15 protein-coding genes are annotated in these 18,813 nt (G+C 44.1%); 5 read left to right on the top strand and 10 right to left on the bottom strand.

Annotation, left to right across the window (positions count from 1 at the left end):
• Positions 1-18: 18 nt before the first annotated feature.
• From V7S74_RS00505 to nadE, 4 genes are read right to left on the bottom strand one after another with little or no spacing between them, the layout of a single operon-like run.
• On the bottom strand, positions 19-669 hold the full coding sequence (locus V7S74_RS00505; protein WP_406776816.1) for a hypothetical protein: 651 nt from the start codon (positions 667-669) through the stop codon (positions 19-21).
• Positions 660-1,703: an agmatine deiminase family protein gene (locus V7S74_RS00500; protein WP_406776815.1), complete on the bottom strand. Its 1,044-nt coding sequence runs from the start codon at positions 1,701-1,703 to the stop codon at positions 660-662. Before V7S74_RS00500 ends, V7S74_RS00505 begins: the two co-directional genes overlap by 10 nt.
• 4 nt (positions 1,704-1,707) lie before the next feature.
• Positions 1,708-2,475, bottom strand: a complete 768-nt coding sequence (locus V7S74_RS00495) for a type III pantothenate kinase (RefSeq protein WP_406776814.1) — start codon at positions 2,473-2,475, stop codon at positions 1,708-1,710.
• A 16-nt stretch (positions 2,476-2,491) separates the two neighbouring features.
• The gene (nadE, locus tag V7S74_RS00490) at positions 2,492-4,375 is read right to left on the bottom strand and encodes an NAD(+) synthase (RefSeq protein ID WP_406776813.1); all 1,884 of its coding nucleotides are present in this window, start codon (positions 4,373-4,375) and stop codon (positions 2,492-2,494) included.
• A 281-nt stretch (positions 4,376-4,656) separates the two neighbouring features.
• Between nadE and V7S74_RS00485 the strand changes: the two genes are divergently transcribed.
• Positions 4,657-5,304, top strand: a complete 648-nt coding sequence (locus V7S74_RS00485; protein WP_406776812.1) for a 7-carboxy-7-deazaguanine synthase QueE — start codon at positions 4,657-4,659, stop codon at positions 5,302-5,304.
• Here the strand turns inward: V7S74_RS00485 and V7S74_RS00480 are convergent.
• Complete coding sequence (locus tag V7S74_RS00480) at positions 5,228-5,665, bottom strand: septal ring lytic transglycosylase RlpA family protein (protein ID WP_406776811.1); 438 nt, start codon at positions 5,663-5,665, stop codon at positions 5,228-5,230. The two genes, V7S74_RS00485 and V7S74_RS00480, sit on opposite strands and share 77 nt — an antisense overlap.
• Positions 5,666-5,747: 82 nt before the next feature.
• Complete coding sequence (locus V7S74_RS00475; RefSeq protein ID WP_406776810.1) at positions 5,748-7,010, bottom strand: citrate synthase; 1,263 nt, start codon at positions 7,008-7,010, stop codon at positions 5,748-5,750.
• A gap of 135 nt (positions 7,011-7,145) precedes the next feature.
• Here V7S74_RS00475 and pepT point away from each other — a divergent pair, with 135 nt between their 5' ends.
• Complete coding sequence (pepT, locus tag V7S74_RS00470; RefSeq protein WP_406776809.1) at positions 7,146-8,417, top strand: peptidase T; 1,272 nt, start codon at positions 7,146-7,148, stop codon at positions 8,415-8,417.
• 285 nt (positions 8,418-8,702) lie between these two features.
• Here pepT and guaA read toward each other — a convergent pair whose 3' ends face one another.
• Together guaA and V7S74_RS00460 are read right to left on the bottom strand one after the other, a co-directional pair.
• On the bottom strand, positions 8,703-10,226 hold the full coding sequence (gene guaA / locus V7S74_RS00465; protein ID WP_406776808.1) for a glutamine-hydrolyzing GMP synthase: 1,524 nt from the start codon (positions 10,224-10,226) through the stop codon (positions 8,703-8,705).
• A gap of 52 nt (positions 10,227-10,278) precedes the next feature.
• Positions 10,279-11,439: an exo-beta-N-acetylmuramidase NamZ family protein gene (locus tag V7S74_RS00460; RefSeq protein ID WP_406776807.1), complete on the bottom strand. Its 1,161-nt coding sequence runs from the start codon at positions 11,437-11,439 to the stop codon at positions 10,279-10,281.
• Positions 11,440-11,479: 40 nt separating this feature from the next.
• On the opposite strand from V7S74_RS00460, the gene V7S74_RS00455 reads away from it, so the two are divergent.
• Both V7S74_RS00455 and V7S74_RS00450 read left to right on the top strand, forming a co-directional pair.
• Positions 11,480-12,688 (top strand): ABC transporter permease, encoded by a 1,209-nt coding sequence (locus V7S74_RS00455; RefSeq protein ID WP_406776806.1) that lies wholly within the window; start codon positions 11,480-11,482, stop codon positions 12,686-12,688.
• Complete coding sequence (locus V7S74_RS00450; protein WP_406776805.1) at positions 12,688-14,220, top strand: M61 family metallopeptidase; 1,533 nt, start codon at positions 12,688-12,690, stop codon at positions 14,218-14,220. Before V7S74_RS00455 ends, V7S74_RS00450 begins: the two co-directional genes overlap by 1 nt.
• Here the strand turns inward: V7S74_RS00450 and V7S74_RS00445 are convergent.
• Both V7S74_RS00445 and V7S74_RS00440 read right to left on the bottom strand, forming a co-directional pair.
• Positions 14,217-16,490, bottom strand: coding sequence for an NADP-dependent malic enzyme (locus V7S74_RS00445; protein WP_406776804.1), 2,274 nt, complete (start codon positions 16,488-16,490; stop codon positions 14,217-14,219). The genes V7S74_RS00450 and V7S74_RS00445 overlap by 4 nt on opposite strands.
• A gap of 6 nt (positions 16,491-16,496) precedes the next feature.
• Positions 16,497-17,759 carry a cation:dicarboxylate symporter family transporter gene (locus V7S74_RS00440; protein WP_406776803.1) on the bottom strand — a complete coding sequence of 421 codons (1,263 nt, stop codon included), beginning with the start codon at positions 17,757-17,759 and terminating at the stop codon, positions 16,497-16,499.
• A 113-nt stretch (positions 17,760-17,872) separates the two neighbouring features.
• On the opposite strand from V7S74_RS00440, the gene trxB reads away from it, so the two are divergent.
• Complete coding sequence (trxB, locus tag V7S74_RS00435; RefSeq protein ID WP_406776802.1) at positions 17,873-18,811, top strand: thioredoxin-disulfide reductase; 939 nt, start codon at positions 17,873-17,875, stop codon at positions 18,809-18,811.
• The last annotated feature ends 2 nt before the right edge of the window (positions 18,812-18,813 follow it).

The following is an 18,813-nucleotide window of genomic DNA, read 5'->3' as shown; positions in this document are numbered from 1 at the left end:
TAATCCCTGACAAAACGTTTAATCTACTTTTATTTGAATCGAGTACACATATTCAAAGTCATCGATGCGAGACCGACCGCCCACCCATTTCCCAGTTCGAGTAGAAGAGCGGGCTGATTCATAATCCCATTGCGTCTCTGAAACACCTAACAAGTCCTTCAAATCCAGTTCGCTAATCCAATCTAATCCCAACGAACCGGCTTTCATACCCCATAAAAACCAAGCCACCGGATTTTCTGCAGAAGTAATGGCTAAGGGTAATGCAAATACTCCACTAACCGCATTAAAACGGTTCAACCATTTCTTCGTGGGCTGGTAATCTTCCAGTTCGAAGAAAGAGAGTTGAAAACTGGCTTTTTGGCCTGGCTTTAAACGGACAGAAACGGGGTTTATTGTATCAATTCGAATCACCTGACCCTTCTTCACCTTGCCTAAATAGGAGGAAAATACTTGAACTGGCGTAATTTTATCTCCCTCTACAATCCCGATCGCTCCGACTAATAAAACCTCATCCCCCAAAATTTCTTGAGTATTGAGCACCTGCAAGCTCTTTGGCAATACCTGTACAACTTTATCTACTGAAGCATTAGGTGCTACATTAGCCGTAGGAACTGAAAGTCGAACACAGGAAAATAAGCCCAAAAAGACCAAACAGAGAATTAAACGCATGGAGCTGGTTCTTGCTGAGTCAAACAATGGAAACTTCCTTGTCCCCAAATAATCTCGCGTGCCGACAATCCAATAACTGGTCGATCAGTGAATAATTTACGTAAAATAGCTAATGCAACCGAGTCTTGAGGGCAATCGAAAATAGGCACTAAAACGGCGGCATTACAGATATAAAAGTTTGCATAGGAACCTGGCGCTCTAAATCCATCAATCACGACAGCGTCTGGCATCGGAATCTCCACAATTTGCAAGGGGGAACCATCCAATAAAGTCATTTGCTTCAATTCAGCTAAGTTAGCGGCTAAAACGGCATGGTTTTCATCCTGCTCGTTTGGTTCCACCATAGCGATAACGGTATTCGCATTAACGAATCGTACTGTATCGTCAATGTGCCCATCCGTATCGTCACCTACTATCCCATCAGAAACCCAAAGCACCTGCGAAACGCCATAATAATGACATAAATAGGCTTCAATCTGGTCCTGCGTCAAGTGCGGGTTGCGATTCGGATTCAACAAACACGAACGACTAGTCAATACCGTACCAGCACCATTAAAGTCCACAGATCCGCCTTCCATGATAATTCCTGGAGAGACAAAGTCTAATTGCAAACGGGAGGCAATCGTTTGAGGCAAGGCATTATCATCCGAAAATGGCGGATACTTCCCACCCCAAGCATTGTATTCCCAATCCACTAAAAGGCGATCAGAGCATCCTTCTTTCACGAGAAAAGCAGGACCATGATCACGGCACCAAGCGTCATTCGTCGGTTGGATATTAAATTCAATTTTTGCTGAATCAATTCCATATACAGGTAATTGGCTCTCCACGAAAGCCTTCAATTCTTCCGAATTTACATTAATTCGCACCTGCTCACCTTGTGAGATAGCTTTGATCAGGGCAAAATATTCTGGATACATTTGACCTAGTTTCTCTTCTTGCCAAGAATGATCATTGTGCGGGAATGTTATCCAAGTAGCGATATGAGGGTGCCACTCGGCAGGGAAAAAGTATCCTTGTTCTTTTGGAAACATCGTCTTAGGCTTTTAAACGTTCTGCAATTAGACGCAGACCTTCTAATGTAATCAATTTATTCACCTCATCGAAATAAGAGGCTAATGGCGTTAAAATAGAGGATAATCCACCAGTAGCCACCACTTTCAAGTCCCCCTTTTTATCCTCTTTCACCCGGCTAATCATCTCTTTTACCATACCCACATAGCCCCATAAAATACCTGCTTGAATGGCAGAAACCGTGTCAGTACCCAAGTTAAATTCGGGCATTTCTAGTGGCACTTCAGGTAATTGAGCTGTTTGAGAGAAAAGTGATTTAACCGCCGTCTTTAAACCAGGGGCAATGGAAACGCCTTCCATTTTACCTGATTTATTTACCAGTGTAAAGGTAAGGGCGGTACCAAAATCAACGATAAGCACGTTAGTAGCATAATTTTCATGTGCATAAACCGAATTCGCCACTAAATCGGAACCGATTTCGTCAGGACTGATCACTTGAATGGCGAGCGATTCATACAAGGCGGGGTTCATGACTTCCGGCATAAATCCTAACCAGATGCTTAAACCCTTTAGAATTTGGGGTGAAATGGAAGGTACGACAGAAGATAATAAGGCCAAAGAAGGTAAGTTGTCTCCTAAGTCTTTAAAGGCCCACTCTTTCTTCATCCAATTCACTACCCCATTTGCACTCCAAGGCTGGTGGGTGGGCGTTCGTAATACCGCTTTCCAGGTCTGATTCTCATAAAAACCAAACACAATATCCGTGTTCCCTATGTCTACCACTAATAACATGTATACCGTGTTTTAATTATATATCTTTTTCTAGACCTGCGGATAGGATTGGGAATCGTAGCCAGCTTTTAGGATCTAAACTATAATCATCTACATGGAAACCTGGCGCATAACGCTCTCTTTTCCATTGATTTCGAGCCCATAGACGGAAGAATCGACGAACGAATTCCTCGAGCTTTTCTTTAGCAAAATGCGAACCATATTGCTCAATTACCTTCTCTAAGCATTCGTGTGGTGAACACAAATCATAAAAAACTAAGCGCTCGATCGTATTTAAAATCGGATAAGGCATTAAATCCTCCTCATCCACCTGCTTCTCCGTTAATGGCCGTAATTCCGCACTTGGCTCCAGGCTGTTGACTAAATGAAGACCCTTAAAGCCCTGCTTTTCTAACCAAAGCAACCAAGTCCTGATGAAACTTTTATCAATTCCAGAAATAGGCGAAATCGAACCAGAAGTATCTCCATCCATCGTTGCATAGCCTACACTGGCTTCAGAACGATTCGAAGTGGCTAATAAAAGGGCATTTTTAATATTGGCCAGCATCCAAGCACTTGGGGCACGGACACGGGCTTGCACGTTTTGGAGCGTAACATCATCTTGCGCCCAGGTTAAAGGCCTATTAATCGCTTTTTCAACTAAATCACGGTAACCTTCGACGATTCCATCGATCTCGATCACATAATGCGTCGAACCGATCCATTCCGCTAATTGCTGAGCCGAATCCCGGGTATTTTGGGAGGAATTAACCGTTCCCTGATAGATAGTCGTCAATAAATCCGCCATGACCTGGTCCTGCTGAGTCAAGGGGATGTAGTTTAATTTCTGTTTCAATCCTTCCCAGCCTAATTCCTGAGTTGCATATTGAATACTCAAGGCACAAAGCGAGGCAATGGCAGACGAATCTGCACCACCAGAAAGGGATAAAACCCAACCCTGCGAGCAGGATTTGCGTAAATAATCAAATAGTCCCAAGGCTACCGCGCGGGAGAATTCTTCTTCTTTTTTCAAAGCAGACGCTTCCCAAGCAGGAATTTCCGTATTTTTATAGGCTCCAGGTACAGGAATGGTAAAGTCAAAAGAGACCACATCCTCACCTGCATCTTCGCGAACGTCTAAAGATAATTGCTGAGAAACCAAGGTGAAATCTTGGTAAGAGAACCGAGGCGTTTGCGCTAAAATTTGACCACCTTGAGCAATGTAGGCATCTCCATCAAAAATAATTCGACCCGCTTCGTTTCCTAATAAATTAGCAAAAACATAGGCTCCATCGATAATTTTAGCCCCTTCCAAGGCCAAAGATTTCCTAATTTCTGCTTTGCCGAAAGCAAAGTGAGACGCCGTCGGATTACAAATCACCGAAACGCCACGACGCGCTAAATCATGTGCAGGTCTTCTATTACCTTCCCAGGCATCTTGACATATTTCAATTCCTACCGTAATTCCAGCAAAATGTAGTCGGTAATCCCCTAATGGAATTCCCTTGTAAGTCGTTCTTTTCCCTTTAGGCCAGGCTTTAAACCAGCGTGGTTCGTAATGAACACCATCATCGGCTAAAAATTGTTTAGGAATTAAAGCCTGTATTTTCCCTTTCGCCAGGATAGCGGATACATTATAAAGCTCCCCCTCAAAAGGTAGGGCTAAACCTATAACTGCGACCATATCTGGCACAGCTGAAGCAATTATTTCAAGTGATTCCCAGGAATTAGCCGCTGTAAAAGGCGCTAAAAACTGATCCTCACAGCCATATCCTGAAATACACAACTCCGGCAAACACACGAGAGCCGCGCCAGCTGAAGAGGCCTGAGAGATCGCTTGTAAAATGCGCGCACGATTTCCTTCCCAATCCAAAGGCAATTGATTCAGCGAGGCTGCCGATAAAACGATTTTCTGTTTCATCTTGCTTTCTTTTTTGTTTGGTCAGCTCTAATATGCTTGTAACGAGGGGTCCACATCCAAGAAAAGGCCACGTTAGGTCGATAATAACCGACTCCATGGCGATGCTCTACTTTAACGCGGCAGGTTTGATAGGGACAACGTGCTGACCAACAAGCAGATAGTAAACACAAAGTGCTTATAAGCCCGAAAGCGAGGAATAGGCGATTTTTTGTGTTTGTTGGGTTCATGCATTAGTTAAATTACAATTCTAGACTTAATTTTGTGATTCAATTGAAGTCCAAATGCAATCCAACCCCAAAGATATAAAAACCGACGTAAAAAGAGCCGAATTTACCTATCCAGTGATGGAATCTTTTTATACCATCCAAGGGGAAGGTAAATACCAAGGACACGCCGCCTACTTCATTCGCTTGGGCGGTTGTGATGTAGGTTGTCATTGGTGTGATGTAAAGGAGTCTTGGCCAGTGGATACGCATCCGGTTAAATCCGTGGCTACCTTACTAGAAGAGGCTTTAGCCCATCCAGGTCGATTAGTCGTAATTACAGGCGGCGAACCCTTGATGCACGATTTAGGGCCATTAACCGTAGCTTTGAAAGATGCAGGATTCAGAACACACATCGAAACTTCTGGTGTAGCCACTGCAATTACAGGAATATGGGATTGGGTTTGTTTCTCTCCAAAGAAGTTCAAAGCACCTAATGAGGGAATTTTAGCACTTACCAACGAGCTAAAAGTGGTCGTAAATCACCCATCGGATATCCCTTGGGCACAGGAATGGGCGACCAAATTGCCCTCTCATGCGTCCCTTTATTTACAGCCAGAATGGTCGAAGCAAGATCAGATGAATCCGCTTATTGTGGATTTTGTAAAAGCGAATCCTTCGTGGCAGATTTCGGTTCAAACTCATAAATTTCTGCAGATTCCATAGCATTCAAGGAATCAATACGGGACTTCTCGGTCACCTTTTTAAGGCGAACCGTGGCAAATCCATAAGGTATTAATCCCAAATCTTTTGCCGCAGCTCTCGAGACATCAATAATTCGTTTGCGACTATGGGGTCCCCTATCGATGATCCGAACGAAGGTTGTTTTCTTCGTTTTGGGCATATACACCTCCACCCAGGTATTAAACGGTAAATGACGATGTGCGGCTGTAAATTTGGCCGGATTATATCTTTCGCCGCTGCTAGTCCGATGCCCTTTCAAGCGATTCGAATAAAAAGAGGCCAGCCCTTTTTGGACCTGAGCGCTGACAGAAAAACAGAATAAAAGAAAAAATAGAATTCGCATAAGGGTACAAAGCTAGGCCCAATATCCCCATAAAACAAAAAAGCCCCCGAATCCGGAGGCCTTTCTGATCGTATTTAAACGCTTATCGCTTTGACATTTCCACAAATTCACGTGAAGGCGAACCTACGTAAATTTGACGAGGACGACCGATAGGCTCCTTATTTGTCATCATTTCTTTATGTTGAGAAATCCAACCTGGAAGGCGACCAATCGCGAAAAGAATCGTAAACATATCCGTCGGAATACCTAAAGCGCGGTAGATGATACCTGAATAGAAATCCACGTTCGGGTATAACTTACGAGCCACGAAGTACTCATCACTTAAAGCCGCAGCTTCTAATTCTTGCGCAATTGTTAAAACTGGATCAACTACACCTAAGGCAGTTAACACATCGTCCGCCGCTTTCTTGATAATACGAGCACGAGGATCAAAATTCTTGTAAACGCGGTGACCAAAGCCCATCAAGCGGAAGCCTGAGTTCTTATCTTTCGCCATCGCCACAAACTTAGCCGTATCTCCACCCGCTTGCTTGATTTCCTCTAACATTTCGATAACCGCCTGATTCGCACCACCATGTAATGGACCAAATAAAGCTTGGATACCACCTGAAATACTCGAGAAGATACTCGCGTGAGAAGAACCGATCAAACGAACCGTTGAAGTAGAGCAGTTTTGCTCGTGATCAGCGTGAAGGATCAATAATTTGTTTAATGCTTTAGAAACGATGGGGTCTACCTTGTAATCCTCGCCTGGTTTAGCGAACATCATTTTTAAGAAGTTAGAGCAATAGTCTAAAGACGGATCCGGAGCCACAATAGCTTCTCCGATCGATTTTTTATAGTTCCAAGCCGCGAAAATAGGCAAAGCAGCAATTAAGCGCAGAATATTTTCGTTCGACTCTTTTGTGTCGTATTGACCTTCCATCAATCCTACTAGAGCAGATAATTCGCTCATCGGGTGAGTAGAAGTAGGGATCACCTGAGCAATCTTTAATAAAGCCTCATTAGAAACCGTGTATTTTTTCACCGCTGCTTCGAAAGCATCTAATTGCGCTTGAGTAGGCAATTCGCCGTTTAATAAAAGATAAGCCACTTCTAAGAAACTAGCCTTGTCAGCTAGATCTTCGATGCTATAACCACAATGTCTTAGAATTCCTTCCTCGCCATCTAAAAAAGTAATCGCACTTTTAGTTGCACCCGTGTTCTTGTAACCTGGATCGTAGGTTACGTATCCAGATAGATCGCGAAGTTTCGCGATGTCGATTGCCTTTTCATTTTCGGTTCCTACGAAAGTAGGTAATTCGAACGTTTGGCCATCGAGGTTAATCACAGCATTTTGAGACATAGTTGTAAGCTTATAAAATTCAAGGCACTAAGATAATACGTAATTCTGAAAGGTGTATTACCTTTATAAATCCTAGAGAAATAAATTTAATAAAGACAATTTTTTCTAATAATATTTCAATATAATTCGCATTTTATGCCCCAGCTATCGGAATTGATCACAAAATACGACTTTACGTCGAAGGAGCGCTTTCTTAATTATGTCCAAATTGATACTCAATCCGACCCGCATTCAACCAGCAGTCCCACGACAGAGAAACAAAAAAATTTAGGAAAGGTTTTAGTTTCGGAGCTTCAGGCTCTAGGAATTAAAAATGCGCATTTAGATGAACATGGATACGTTTATGCCCAATTAGATTCCAATGTGTCGCATGAAGTTCCAGGTCTCTGTTTCTGTGCACACATGGATACCTCCCCGGATTGTTCGGGAACCGAAGTAAAGCCGATTGTTCATCCCTTTTACCACGGACAAGATCTGATTTTACCCGACGACCCATCGGTCATTATTCGTTTAACCGACCATCCCGATTTAGGAGAGCAAATCGGGAATGATATCATTACGGCAAGCGGAACCACTTTATTAGGAGCAGACAACAAGGCAGGTGTGGCAGAAATAATGGATGCAGTCCATTTTTGGATGACACATCCAGAGGTTCCACATGGCCCTATCACCATTCTTTTTACCCCAGATGAGGAAGTGGGGCGCGGCACAGATTACGTGGACATGCAAAAAATTAAGGCCAAATATGGTTATACCTTAGACGGCGAAAAACGCGGACATTTAGAGAACGAAACCTTCTCTGCCGACGGCTTCATCGTAAAAATTCAAGGCGTTTCTCAGCATCCGGGTTTTGCCAAAGGCCGTATGGAAAGTGCCCTGAAAATAGCCGCAGAAATCGTCAATACTCTCCCAAAAGACCGCCTTAGCCCCGAAACCACCGAGGGAAAAGAAGGTTTCATCCACCCTACTGACATTTACGGTAGCGTCGAAGAAGCGACCATCGAGTTCATTATCCGTGATTTTGAGACTGAAAAACTTCGCGAATATGGATTCATCATCCAACAAATCTCCGAGATGGTCTTGCGCAAATACCCGAATTCCTCGGCCACCTACACCCAAACCGAGCAATACCGCAACATGAATGAGGTATTAGTGAACTATCCCGAATGCATCGATTTAGCCATGGAGGCCATGCGTTTAGCCGGACTTAAAGCCGAAACCACCAGTATCCGCGGCGGAACCGATGGTTCCCGCTTAACTTTTATGGGCCTACCTTGCCCGAACATCTTTGCCGGCGAGCATGCCTTCCATAGCAAACAAGAATGGGTTTCGGTGCAGGATATGCAGAAGGCGACGGAAACGGTGATTTATCTAGCTGATTTGTTTCAAAACCGCGCAGCGGTTTAGAAACATTAAAGCATAAAGAATAAAGCACAAAGAATAAATGAGAGTAAAGATTATAGAGTAGAGAGAACAGATAAAAAGAATAAAGAATAAAGCACAAAGAATAAAGTTCGAATCCCCTTTGGGGATGAATTCAGCAATGAATTACTTCACTGTACTCATCAAAAAAGCGGCGTAAGCCGTTTTTTTGATTCCTAATTTATTCTTTATTCTTTATGCTCTATGCTTTATCTATAATCTCTACTCTATAATCATTGCGAAGCACGATTTTAGAAATGAAATAGAAATTTATTCCCACTCAATAGTCGCCGGTGGTTTACTCGAAATATCATACACCACTCGATTCACACCTTTGACCTTATTAATAATCTCGTTCGAAATTCGACCTAAGAATTCGTAAGGCAAGTGACACCAGTCAGCCGTCATACCGTCAACACTGGAAACGGCACGTAAGGCAACCACTTGCTCGTATGTACGCTCATCTCCCATCACACCTACAGATTGGATAGGTAGAAGGATCGCTCCTGCTTGCCAAACTTGGTCATATAATCCATCCTCTTTCAATCCATTGATAAAGATCGCATCCACTTTTTGTAAAATATCGACTTTCTCAGGCGTGATATCGCCCAAAATACGGATACCTAAACCTGGTCCTGGGAATGGGTGACGGCCTAAAATGTCTTTTGGTACACCTAAGGTCTTACCAACTAAACGAACTTCATCTTTAAACAAAGCATCTAATGGCTCTACCACTTTTAATTTCATAAAGTCCGGCAAACCGCCCACGTTATGGTGAGATTTAATGGTTGCACTCGGTCCTTTCAAAGAAACTGACTCAATTTTGTCTGGGTATATCGTACCTTGACCTAACCAAGAAACACCTTCAATTAAGTGGGCCTCCTCGTCAAATACCTCAATGAAGGTCTTGCCGATTGCTTTGCGCTTATCTTCTGGATCTGTTAAACCTTTCAGGGCATCATAGAAACGTTGTTTGGAATTAACTCCTTTCACGTTTAGGCCTAAGGTGTTGTAAGATTCTAATACTTGTTCAAACTCATCTTTTCTCAATAAACCGTTGTCTACGAAGATGCAATACAGGTTTTTGCCAATCGCGCGGTGTAATAAAACCGCGGCTACTGAGCTGTCTACGCCGCCTGAAAGACCTAGAACGACTTTGTCATTCCCTAATTTGGCCTGCAACTCTGAAACCGTTCTATCGACAAAAGAATCCGATGTCCACGTTTGCGCGCAGCCGCAGATATCTACAATAAAGTTCTTGATTAATTGACTTCCTTCCGTTGAGTGTGTTACCTCTGGGTGGAATTGAATACCGAAAATCGGCTTCGATGTATGCGCAAATGCCGCTACTCGAACGGTTTCGGTCGAACCAATTAATTCGAATTCCGATGGCAATTCCATAATGGTATCACCATGAGACATCCAAACTTGACCCGTCGCTGACAATCCCTTTAAGAGTGGGCTTTCCTTTACGCTCGTCATGTGTGCACGACCGTATTCGCGGTGACCAGACGCCTGAACGGAGCCTCCGCCCTGATGCGCTAATAATTGCGCACCGTAGCAAATACCTAAGATGGGTAAAGAGCCGAACAAACTTAAATCCACTCGAGGGGAATCTTCGTCGCGTACAGAACAAGGACTTCCCGAAAGGATAATCCCTTTCACCGATTCGTCGATTACAGGAATGTGATTAAAAGGGTGTATTTCGCAGTAGACTTGCGCTTCTCTGATGCGACGTGCAATTAATTGAGTCACTTGAGAACCGAAATCAAGAATAAGGATCTTTTCCGCCATGTTTTTTTTTGCTTAAAAATAAACGGCAAATGTCGGAATTTTTTAGCTAAATCTAACGATAGAGGAGGTAATTTTGGCGCATTTTTCGGTATTGCACTAAACCTGGCTCCCAAGAATCCCTGATTTCCTTTTCTGATTTACCGGCGATAATGGCTAAACGCAGCGAATCTGTTCCAGCTAATTTATCAAAGAAGGATGGCGAAGTAAAGAACTTCTCCCCTAATCCAGACTTCTCATAAAAATACAGGAGGTATTTCAGGCTAAAACCCAAATTACGTGAAGGTAGCTTGGAGAGATTGTATCCATAGCAGGTTTGGCCTTTTAAAGGAGGATCCATCGCTCCTGGTTTAGGAACCGGTATAAACGTATAATCCCCTAATCCAGCGATATTGGTACCTGCCACCTGAAACTGTAAATCCGTTCCACGACCAATACTCACGTTCGTCCCTTCGAATAAGCATAGCGAAGGATATAGAGCGATGGATTGATCATTCGGCAAATTAGGCGAAGGTGCAATGGCTACATGAACCGGGGAAGCGTGGGTATAATTTGCGACAGGAATGACGGTAATAGAGGCTTTGGCTCCATTCGCTAGCCAACCCTCTCCATTCATCATCCGAGCTAATTCCCCCAGCGTGCAACCATGCACAACTGGAATAGGATTCAATCCAACGAAAGAAGCTTGCGCCTTTTCAAGAACAGGCCCATCCACATAATGTCCATTTGGATTCGGGCGATCTAAGACGGTAATCGGAACTTTATTTTCCGCACAGGCCTCTAACACATAATGCAAAGTCGAAGAATAGGTATAAAAACGAGCTCCTACGTCTTGGATATCAAAAAGCACCACATCAATTCCCTGCAAATCCTCCGGCGTAGGCTTCTTGTGTTTGCCATACAAAGAAACAAGCGCAAGACCCGTCTTCTTGTCCACCTCATTATCAATATGGGCACCGGCATCCGCCGTACCTCTGAAACCGTGCTCCGGTGCAAAAATCTTCTTAACGGAAACGCCTAGAGACAATAAAGTATCTGCTAAATGCGTCTTCCCCACGACTGAGGTGTGATTCACGACTAAAGCGATGTTCTTTCCCTTCAAAGAAGGCAAATAGGCTGAGAATTGAGCAGCTCCTGGTATAAGCGTTTTTTGACTACATACAGTAAAGGCCAAAAGGCAGAACAATACACTGATACTATTTGATTTACGCCCCATTCGTGTTTTCTTTGCGGTTCAGAATTGAAAATCAAATCTAATGAATTTCCCTCTTTTTGTCGCTAGGCGTATTCGGAAAACTCATGACACCTCCTTCTCGAAGACGGTGACTTACGTGGGTATCGGTACGGTGGCGGTAGGAACGGCGATTATTTTAGTGGCCTTTGCGATTCTCTTTGGATTTAAAACGACCATCCAAGATAAATTAACCAGCTTTTCCGGTGATGCGCGTATCTCCCAAATCTCAGGGAATCGCTCATTAGCGGAAAGCCCCCTGACTCGCAATCGGGAATGGGAAGCCGCTACGGCAAAACGCCCAGAGATTGATCATATTCAAGCCCATGTGCAGCGTCCCGGAATTATTGTCGGGAAAGAGGGTTTAGCGGGTATAGTGGTCAAAGGAATTGGGAAAGACCTTCCTGCGAAACAGCTGGAGAAAAACATGATTCAAGGATCTGGCGCACTAAAAAGCCCTCAGGAAATCATCCTAAGTGAGGTATTAGCCAAACAACTAAAGGTGAATTTAAACGGCTCCTTGATTTTATATTTCCTAAGCGCTCCAGAGAGACCACGTAAAGTGAAAATTGCCGGCATTTACGAAACGGGGCTGGAGGAATTAGATAAAATATTCGTCCTAGCTGATCGAGACTGGGTACAAAAAATGAACGGCTGGACGGCTGATTCACTGGGAACCTATGAGGTATACTTCAAAAACAAAGAGCAGCTAGAAATAAAAACAGACGCCTTAGGTAAAACCATGCCGCCTGAATGGCGTATTCAGCCAGTGACGGAGATATATCCTGCCTTATTCGATTGGATGACCATGCTCGACAGAAACATTGTTATCTTCATTAGCCTCCTCTTCGTAGTGGCCTGCTTTAATCTAATCGCAACGCTTTGGGTATTAATCATGGAACGCGTTCCTATGGTGGGCTTATTAAAGTCGATGGGGGCCTCCGCGTCCCAGATTAGACGTATTTTCTGGTGGAATGGCTTGTTCATTTTAGTCAGAGGCTTATTGATTGGGAATGGCATTGCCTTCTTGTTCTGTTACCTACAATCGACCTACCACCTGATTCCGCTCGATCCGGAAAGTTATTACATGAGTAGTGTCCCTATTGAATGGGATGCTGCCACCTGGGGCATCGTTAATGCGCTAAGCATTCTTTTAGTCAGTTTCATGATGAGTATCCCTACCCTATTAATCACCAAAATAGAGCCTAACGAGGCGCTGAACTTCAAGAATTAATGCTCAAAAAACTCCTGCTTCTGTTGTGCTTTATGTATCATGTAAATGCACAGGACAGTCTCCACTATTCCATTGACTTGAATCGACTTCAGCACGATCGATTAACGGTAAACGTCAAATTACCCGCTGGAGTGAAGGAGTTTTGTTTCCCTAAAATGGTACCGGGAACCTATGCGATCTATAATTTTGGGCGATTTGTGAGCAATATGCAGGCTTTCGATGCCACGGGAAATGCCCTATCTGTGGTCAGAAAGGATACGAATACGTTTTTTCTCCCAAATGCCTCCACACTCTGCTATGAGGTAGATGACTCTTGGGATAGTCCAGAGATCAAAGGCCCTTATATTTTCGAGCCAGCAGGAACTAATTTCCAACAAGACTCGCTATTTGCTTTAAACACACATGCCTTGCTTGGCTATGTAAAAGGCAAAGAGCAAATCCCGGTTTCTTTGCAATTAACAACGCCGAAAGGTCTCGTTGCTTCTACCTCTTTGAGCGCTCAGAAAGATACCTACACCGCCTCCTCATTCCAACAACTAACCGATGCCCCGATCCTCGTGGCGCCAGCAGACACTGTTCACATCCGGAAGGCTAATGCTGACATCTTGATTTCGGTTTATTCCCCTAACCAGAAAATTAAAGCGTCCGAGGTCGCAAAGGAGTTAAAACCCTTGTTACAGGCGCAGTTGCATTATCTTGGTGGCCGTTTCCCGGTAAATAATTATGCCTTCCTGATCGTGATGTCCGCCCATCTGAAGAATGGATCTTATGGTGCATTAGAGCACGCGAAGTCCTCTTTTTACTATTTACCTGAAGATTCCATCGAGGTGATGGGTCCCGTGATTAGGGATGTGAGTGCTCACGAGTTTTTCCACATTCAAACGCCTTTGAACTTGCATTCTGAGGAGATTGGCTCTTTTGATTTCCAAAACCCGAGCATGTCTCAGCACCTTTGGTTATACGAAGGCCTAACGGAGTATGCCGCTCAGCATATGCAGCTTCAGGGCGGCCTGATTAGTTTACCCGCATTTCTCGAGCGAATGACGGAAAAGTACCGCACCATGAATTTTAGTTACGATAACACGATTCCTTTCACGAAAATGAGTAAGGGTGTCTTGGGTAAATACAAAGAGGAATATGGGAATGTCTACCAAAAGGGTGCCTTAATAGGCCTCTGTTTAGACATTTTCTTTCGCAGCGAAACAGATGGTCGCTATGGTACGCAACAATTGATCCGTGATTTATCGGCGCGTTTTGGCCCCAATAAATCCTTTCAGGATGAAGATTTATTTAAACTGATTGCGGAAACCTCTAAAATCAAAGGAGTCGATTCTTTCTTTTCTAAGTATGTCAGCGGAAACAAAGATTTACCGCTGAATGAAATGCTAGAAAAAATTGGATGTGAACTAAGCAGCCCAGCTGGCAAAAAGGACAAGGTTGCGCTTTTAGAGGCCATCAAACAGGACATGAAAGAAATAAAAAATCCAAGCCCCTCCCAATTAAACCTGAGAAAGGCTTGGATGACTAACTAGACGCTTTGCGCTTCTACAACCGCAATCGCCACCATATTCACAATCTCGCGAACCGAAGCACCTAACTGTAATACGTGAACTGGCTTGCGTAAGCCTAATAAGATAGGTCCGATGTACTCGATATCAGCGGCTTCTTTCAATAAGTTATAGGCAATATTCGCTGAAGAAAGATTTGGGAAGATTAGCGTATTCGCCGTATCATTTCCTAAGGTCGCAAAAGGATAATTCTGCTGTCTTAATTCCTTGTCAAAAGCTAAGTGTGCCTGCATCTCTCCCTCAATCACCCAAGTCGGGTGTTTATCTTGCAAGATATGCGTAGCCGCCCGCATCTTCAAGGCATCCTCTCCATCGGCTGAACCGAAGTTTGAATACGATAGCATCGCAATTTTCGGCTTTAAATTAAAGCGTTCTACCGCTTCTGATGTCAATTCCGTGATCTCTACGATATCTGCCACCGATGGGGAGAAATTGATCGTGGTATCCGAGAAGAAGAGTGGCCCCTGCTTACTCAATAACAAGTACATACCGGCCACCTTCGTTACACCCGGCTTTTTGCCAATGATCTGCAAAGCTGGACGGATTGCATCTGGATAGTTCTTCGTTAAACCGGAGATAACTCCATCTGCCCGATTGGTCTCTAACATCATCGCCGCAAAGTAATTACTCTTACGTACCTGCTTTTCTGCCTCCCATTTCGTGAATCCGCGACGCTTACGTTTCTCGTAGAATAACTCCGCGAATTCGGCTAATAAGCCTGCGTTGTCTGGATGCTTGAAATCGAAGATCTCAATATCTCCTAGATCAATGTGGTGCTCTTCACAGATGGCATCGATATTTGCCTTTCGTCCTAATAGAATCGGTTTCGCGATTCCTTCGTCTAATACTTCACGTACGGCTTTTAATACTTTTAAGTTTTCGGCCTCTGCGAATACGATGCGTTTTGGCTTTGATTTAGCGCGCTTCAGGATAAACTTCATTACCTGGTTGTCTAATCCTAAGCGTTTCGCTAACTGAGTCTCGTAGGCATCCCAGTTTTTGATCGGTTTCGTCGCCACGCCTGATTCCATCGCCGCTTTGGCGACAGCCATGGAAATCGTCGTGATTAAACGAGGGTCTACCGGTTTAGGGATGATGTATTCAGGTCCGAAGCTTAAAGACTTCTCGTTATACGCTAGATTGACGATATCGGGTACCGGTTTTTTGGCTAAGCAGGCCAAAGCCTTCGCCGCCGCTAACTTCATCTCATCATTAATCTCTGATGCACGAACGTCTAATGCCCCACGGAAGATGAAAGGAAATCCTAATACGTTGTTGACCTGATTAGGGAAATCCGAACGTCCCGTCGCCATAATTAAATCCTCTCTCACCGCTTTGGCCTCTTCATACCCAATTTCAGGAGTTGGATTCGCCATCGCAAATACGATCGGATTCGCGGCCATCGTTGCCACCATCTCTGGTTTCAATATTCCTCCTACGGATAAGCCTAAGAAAACATCCGCTCCTTTCATTGCCTGTGCTAGGGTGGTAGTTCTCCCCGCCTTTCCAGCTAATGGAGCTAAATAGCGATTCAAATCCGGACGATCTTCAGAAACTAAACCATCCTTATCGAAAATATAAAAGTTCTCTATGCGCGCACCGAGCTTTAAATACAGTTTCACACAGGAAATAGCCGCTGCTCCTGCACCAGAAATAACGAATCTTGCTTCTTCGATCTTCTTGTCTACAATTTCAAGCGCATTCAATAAAGCCGCAGACGAGATAATTGCCGTCCCATGCTGATCATCGTGCATGATAGGAATCTTCAAACGGGCTTTTAACTTCTCTTCTATCTCGAAGCACTCGGGGGATTTGATATCCTCTAGATTAATTCCGCCAAAAGTCGGTTCTAACCGAGCGACCGTATCCACAAAATCATCCGGGTCTGTCACCGCTAATTCGATATCAAATACATCAATATCCGAGAATACTTTAAATAATACACCCTTACCCTCCATAACCGGCTTAGATGCTTCTGGGCCTATATTTCCTAAACCTAAAACGGCTGTACCGTTTGAGATGACGCCTACTAGATTTCCTTTGGCCGTATAATCATAGACCTTCTCCACATTCTCCGCAATCTCTAAGCAAGGCTCAGCCACACCCGGCGAATACGCCAAAGATAAATCGCGCTGAGTAGCGGTCGATTTCGTCGGTTTTACTTCAATTTTTCCAGGTTTCCCTCCTGCATGATACTCGAGCGCATCTTCTCTTAAAATGGATGAAATTGACATATATGATTAATTTGTTGATTGTTCTCTTTTAAATTCTCCCTCATGCTTCGCTAACCAAACCGTAGCTACTCCGTTTCCAATAAAATTCGTAATCGCTCTCGCCTCGGACATAAAGCGATCCACACCTAATAACAGGGCTAAACCTTCCACTGGAATCACTTGCAAAGCACTTAAAGTAGAGGCTAAAACCACGAAGCCACTTCCTGTCACACCCGCCGCTCCCTTCGAGGTCACCATCAGGATCCCTACGATGGTCAGCATCTGTTCCCAGGACAAATGTACGCCATAAACTTGGGCTAAAAACAGCGTAGCCATCGATAAATAAATACTCGTCCCGTCCAGATTAAAGGAGTAGCCCGCTGGCACAACTAAACCCACCACAGACTTTGAGCAGCCCATATCCTCTAATTTATGCATTAAAGAAGGTAGCGCCGCCTCCGAGGAAGAGGTTCCTAAAACGATCAGCAGTTCCTGTTTGATATAGCCCAAAAAGGACCAAATTCGCTCCCCACAAGAGCGCATAATGAAGCCTAACACCACAAAAACAAAGATACCCATGGTCAAATACACCGTCAGCATCAGCTTACCTAACGGCAACAAGGAATGAATCCCGAACTTACCAATGGTAAAAGCCATCCCGCCTAAAGCACCCAATGGGGCTAAATACATGACCAGCTTCAAGCCTTTAAACACCCAGTGCGATCCCTGTTGCATCCCCGCAATCATCTTCGCTTTGCCTTTCACGTAATTCAAAAAGATGCCGAAGAAAATAGAGAAGCCTAAGACCTGGACCGTAAAGTTTTCTTTCAAGAAGCCCATCCAGGAGAATCCGGCGGCTTTTTGGGTGAATTTGGAGATATCTCCTCCCGCAATATCATCGCGAATAACACCTACACCCGGTTCCACAAGAGTCGAAACCGCTAACCCGATTAATAAGGCAATCGTGGTGACCACCTCGAAATAGAGTAAGGCCTTTCCTCCTACTCGACCTACTTTCTTTAGATTCCCCATATTCACGATCCCTAAACTGATCGTCAAAAAGATGATTGGGTTGATAAAAATCTTCACTAAACTGATAAAAACGCCACTAAAAACCTCACTCAAGCTAGGTCCAAAACTCAATTCAGCCCCTAACAAATTGTAGCTAAACTTCGTTTCCAACACCTTGTACAAGGCTATTTCCGGCGCCCAATGACCCACTAACACCCCCACTAAAATGGATAATAACACCCAAAAAGTTAGGTTCTGGAAAATATTTGTGAGCTTCATTCGTTTAGGTATTTCGTCAAACAAATGTAAGAATTAATAAGAAAAACATCGCTTGTGATTCTGCCTATATTTCCCGAATTTTGTAGGCTCATTACCATTCGATAAAAATACAGATGTCAGAAAAAATCAAATGCCTAATTATCGGGTCTGGCCCAGCCGGCTATACCGCTGCTATTTACGCTTCACGCGCAGGTTTACATCCCGTGATGTACCAAGGTGGTCAACCAGGTGGTCAATTAACAACGACAACAGAGGTGGACAATTTCCCAGGTTATCCGAACGGAATTGATGGCCCAGCCATGATGGTGGACTTAGAAAATCAGGCGAAGCGTTTTGGGACAGATGTACGCTATGGTATGGCGACGAAAGTGGATTTCTCGGTTTCTCCTAAAAAGGTTTGGATCGATGATACCACAGAAATCGAAGCAGATGCGGTGATTATCGCCACAGGTGCTAGCGCGAAATGGTTAGGATTAGAGGGAGAAACAAAGTTCAATGGCTTAGGCGTTTCGGCTTGCGCTGTTTGCGATGGTTTCTTCTACCGCAATCAAACCGTTGCTGTCGTGGGTGCTGGTGATACCGCAGCAGAAGAAGCGAGTTATTTAGCGAATTTATGTACCAAAGTACACTTAATCGTTCGTCGTGGCGAAATGCGTGCCTCTCTTATCATGCAAGAGCGCGTAAAGAATAATCCTAAGATAGAGATTCATTGGAACTCAGAGACGGAGGAAATTTTAGGGGATGCGAACGGGGTAACCGGTATCCGCATCGTGAATAATGTGACTAAAGAGAAAGAAGAAATTGCCTTAACTGGTTTCTTCGTAGCTATCGGTCATCAACCGAATACATCGATCTTTAAAGGGACTTTAGAGATGGACGCACAAGAGTATTTGATTACAGAGAAAGGAAGTTCTCGTACGAGCATCGAAGGCGTTTTCGCTTGCGGTGATGTGCAGGACACCATTTATCGCCAAGCAGTTACCGCAGCAGGTAGCGGATGTATGGCAGCATTGGACGCGGAACGTTGGTTAGCCGCGAACAATTTACACTAAAC

Source organism: Aquirufa novilacunae (assembly GCF_045310505.1).
In the GTDB taxonomy this organism is placed as follows: Bacteria; Bacteroidota; Bacteroidia; order Cytophagales; family Spirosomataceae; genus Aquirufa; species Aquirufa novilacunae.
Note: the sequence above shows the minus strand (reverse complement) of the source record. Positions and strands in the feature narration are given on the sequence as shown.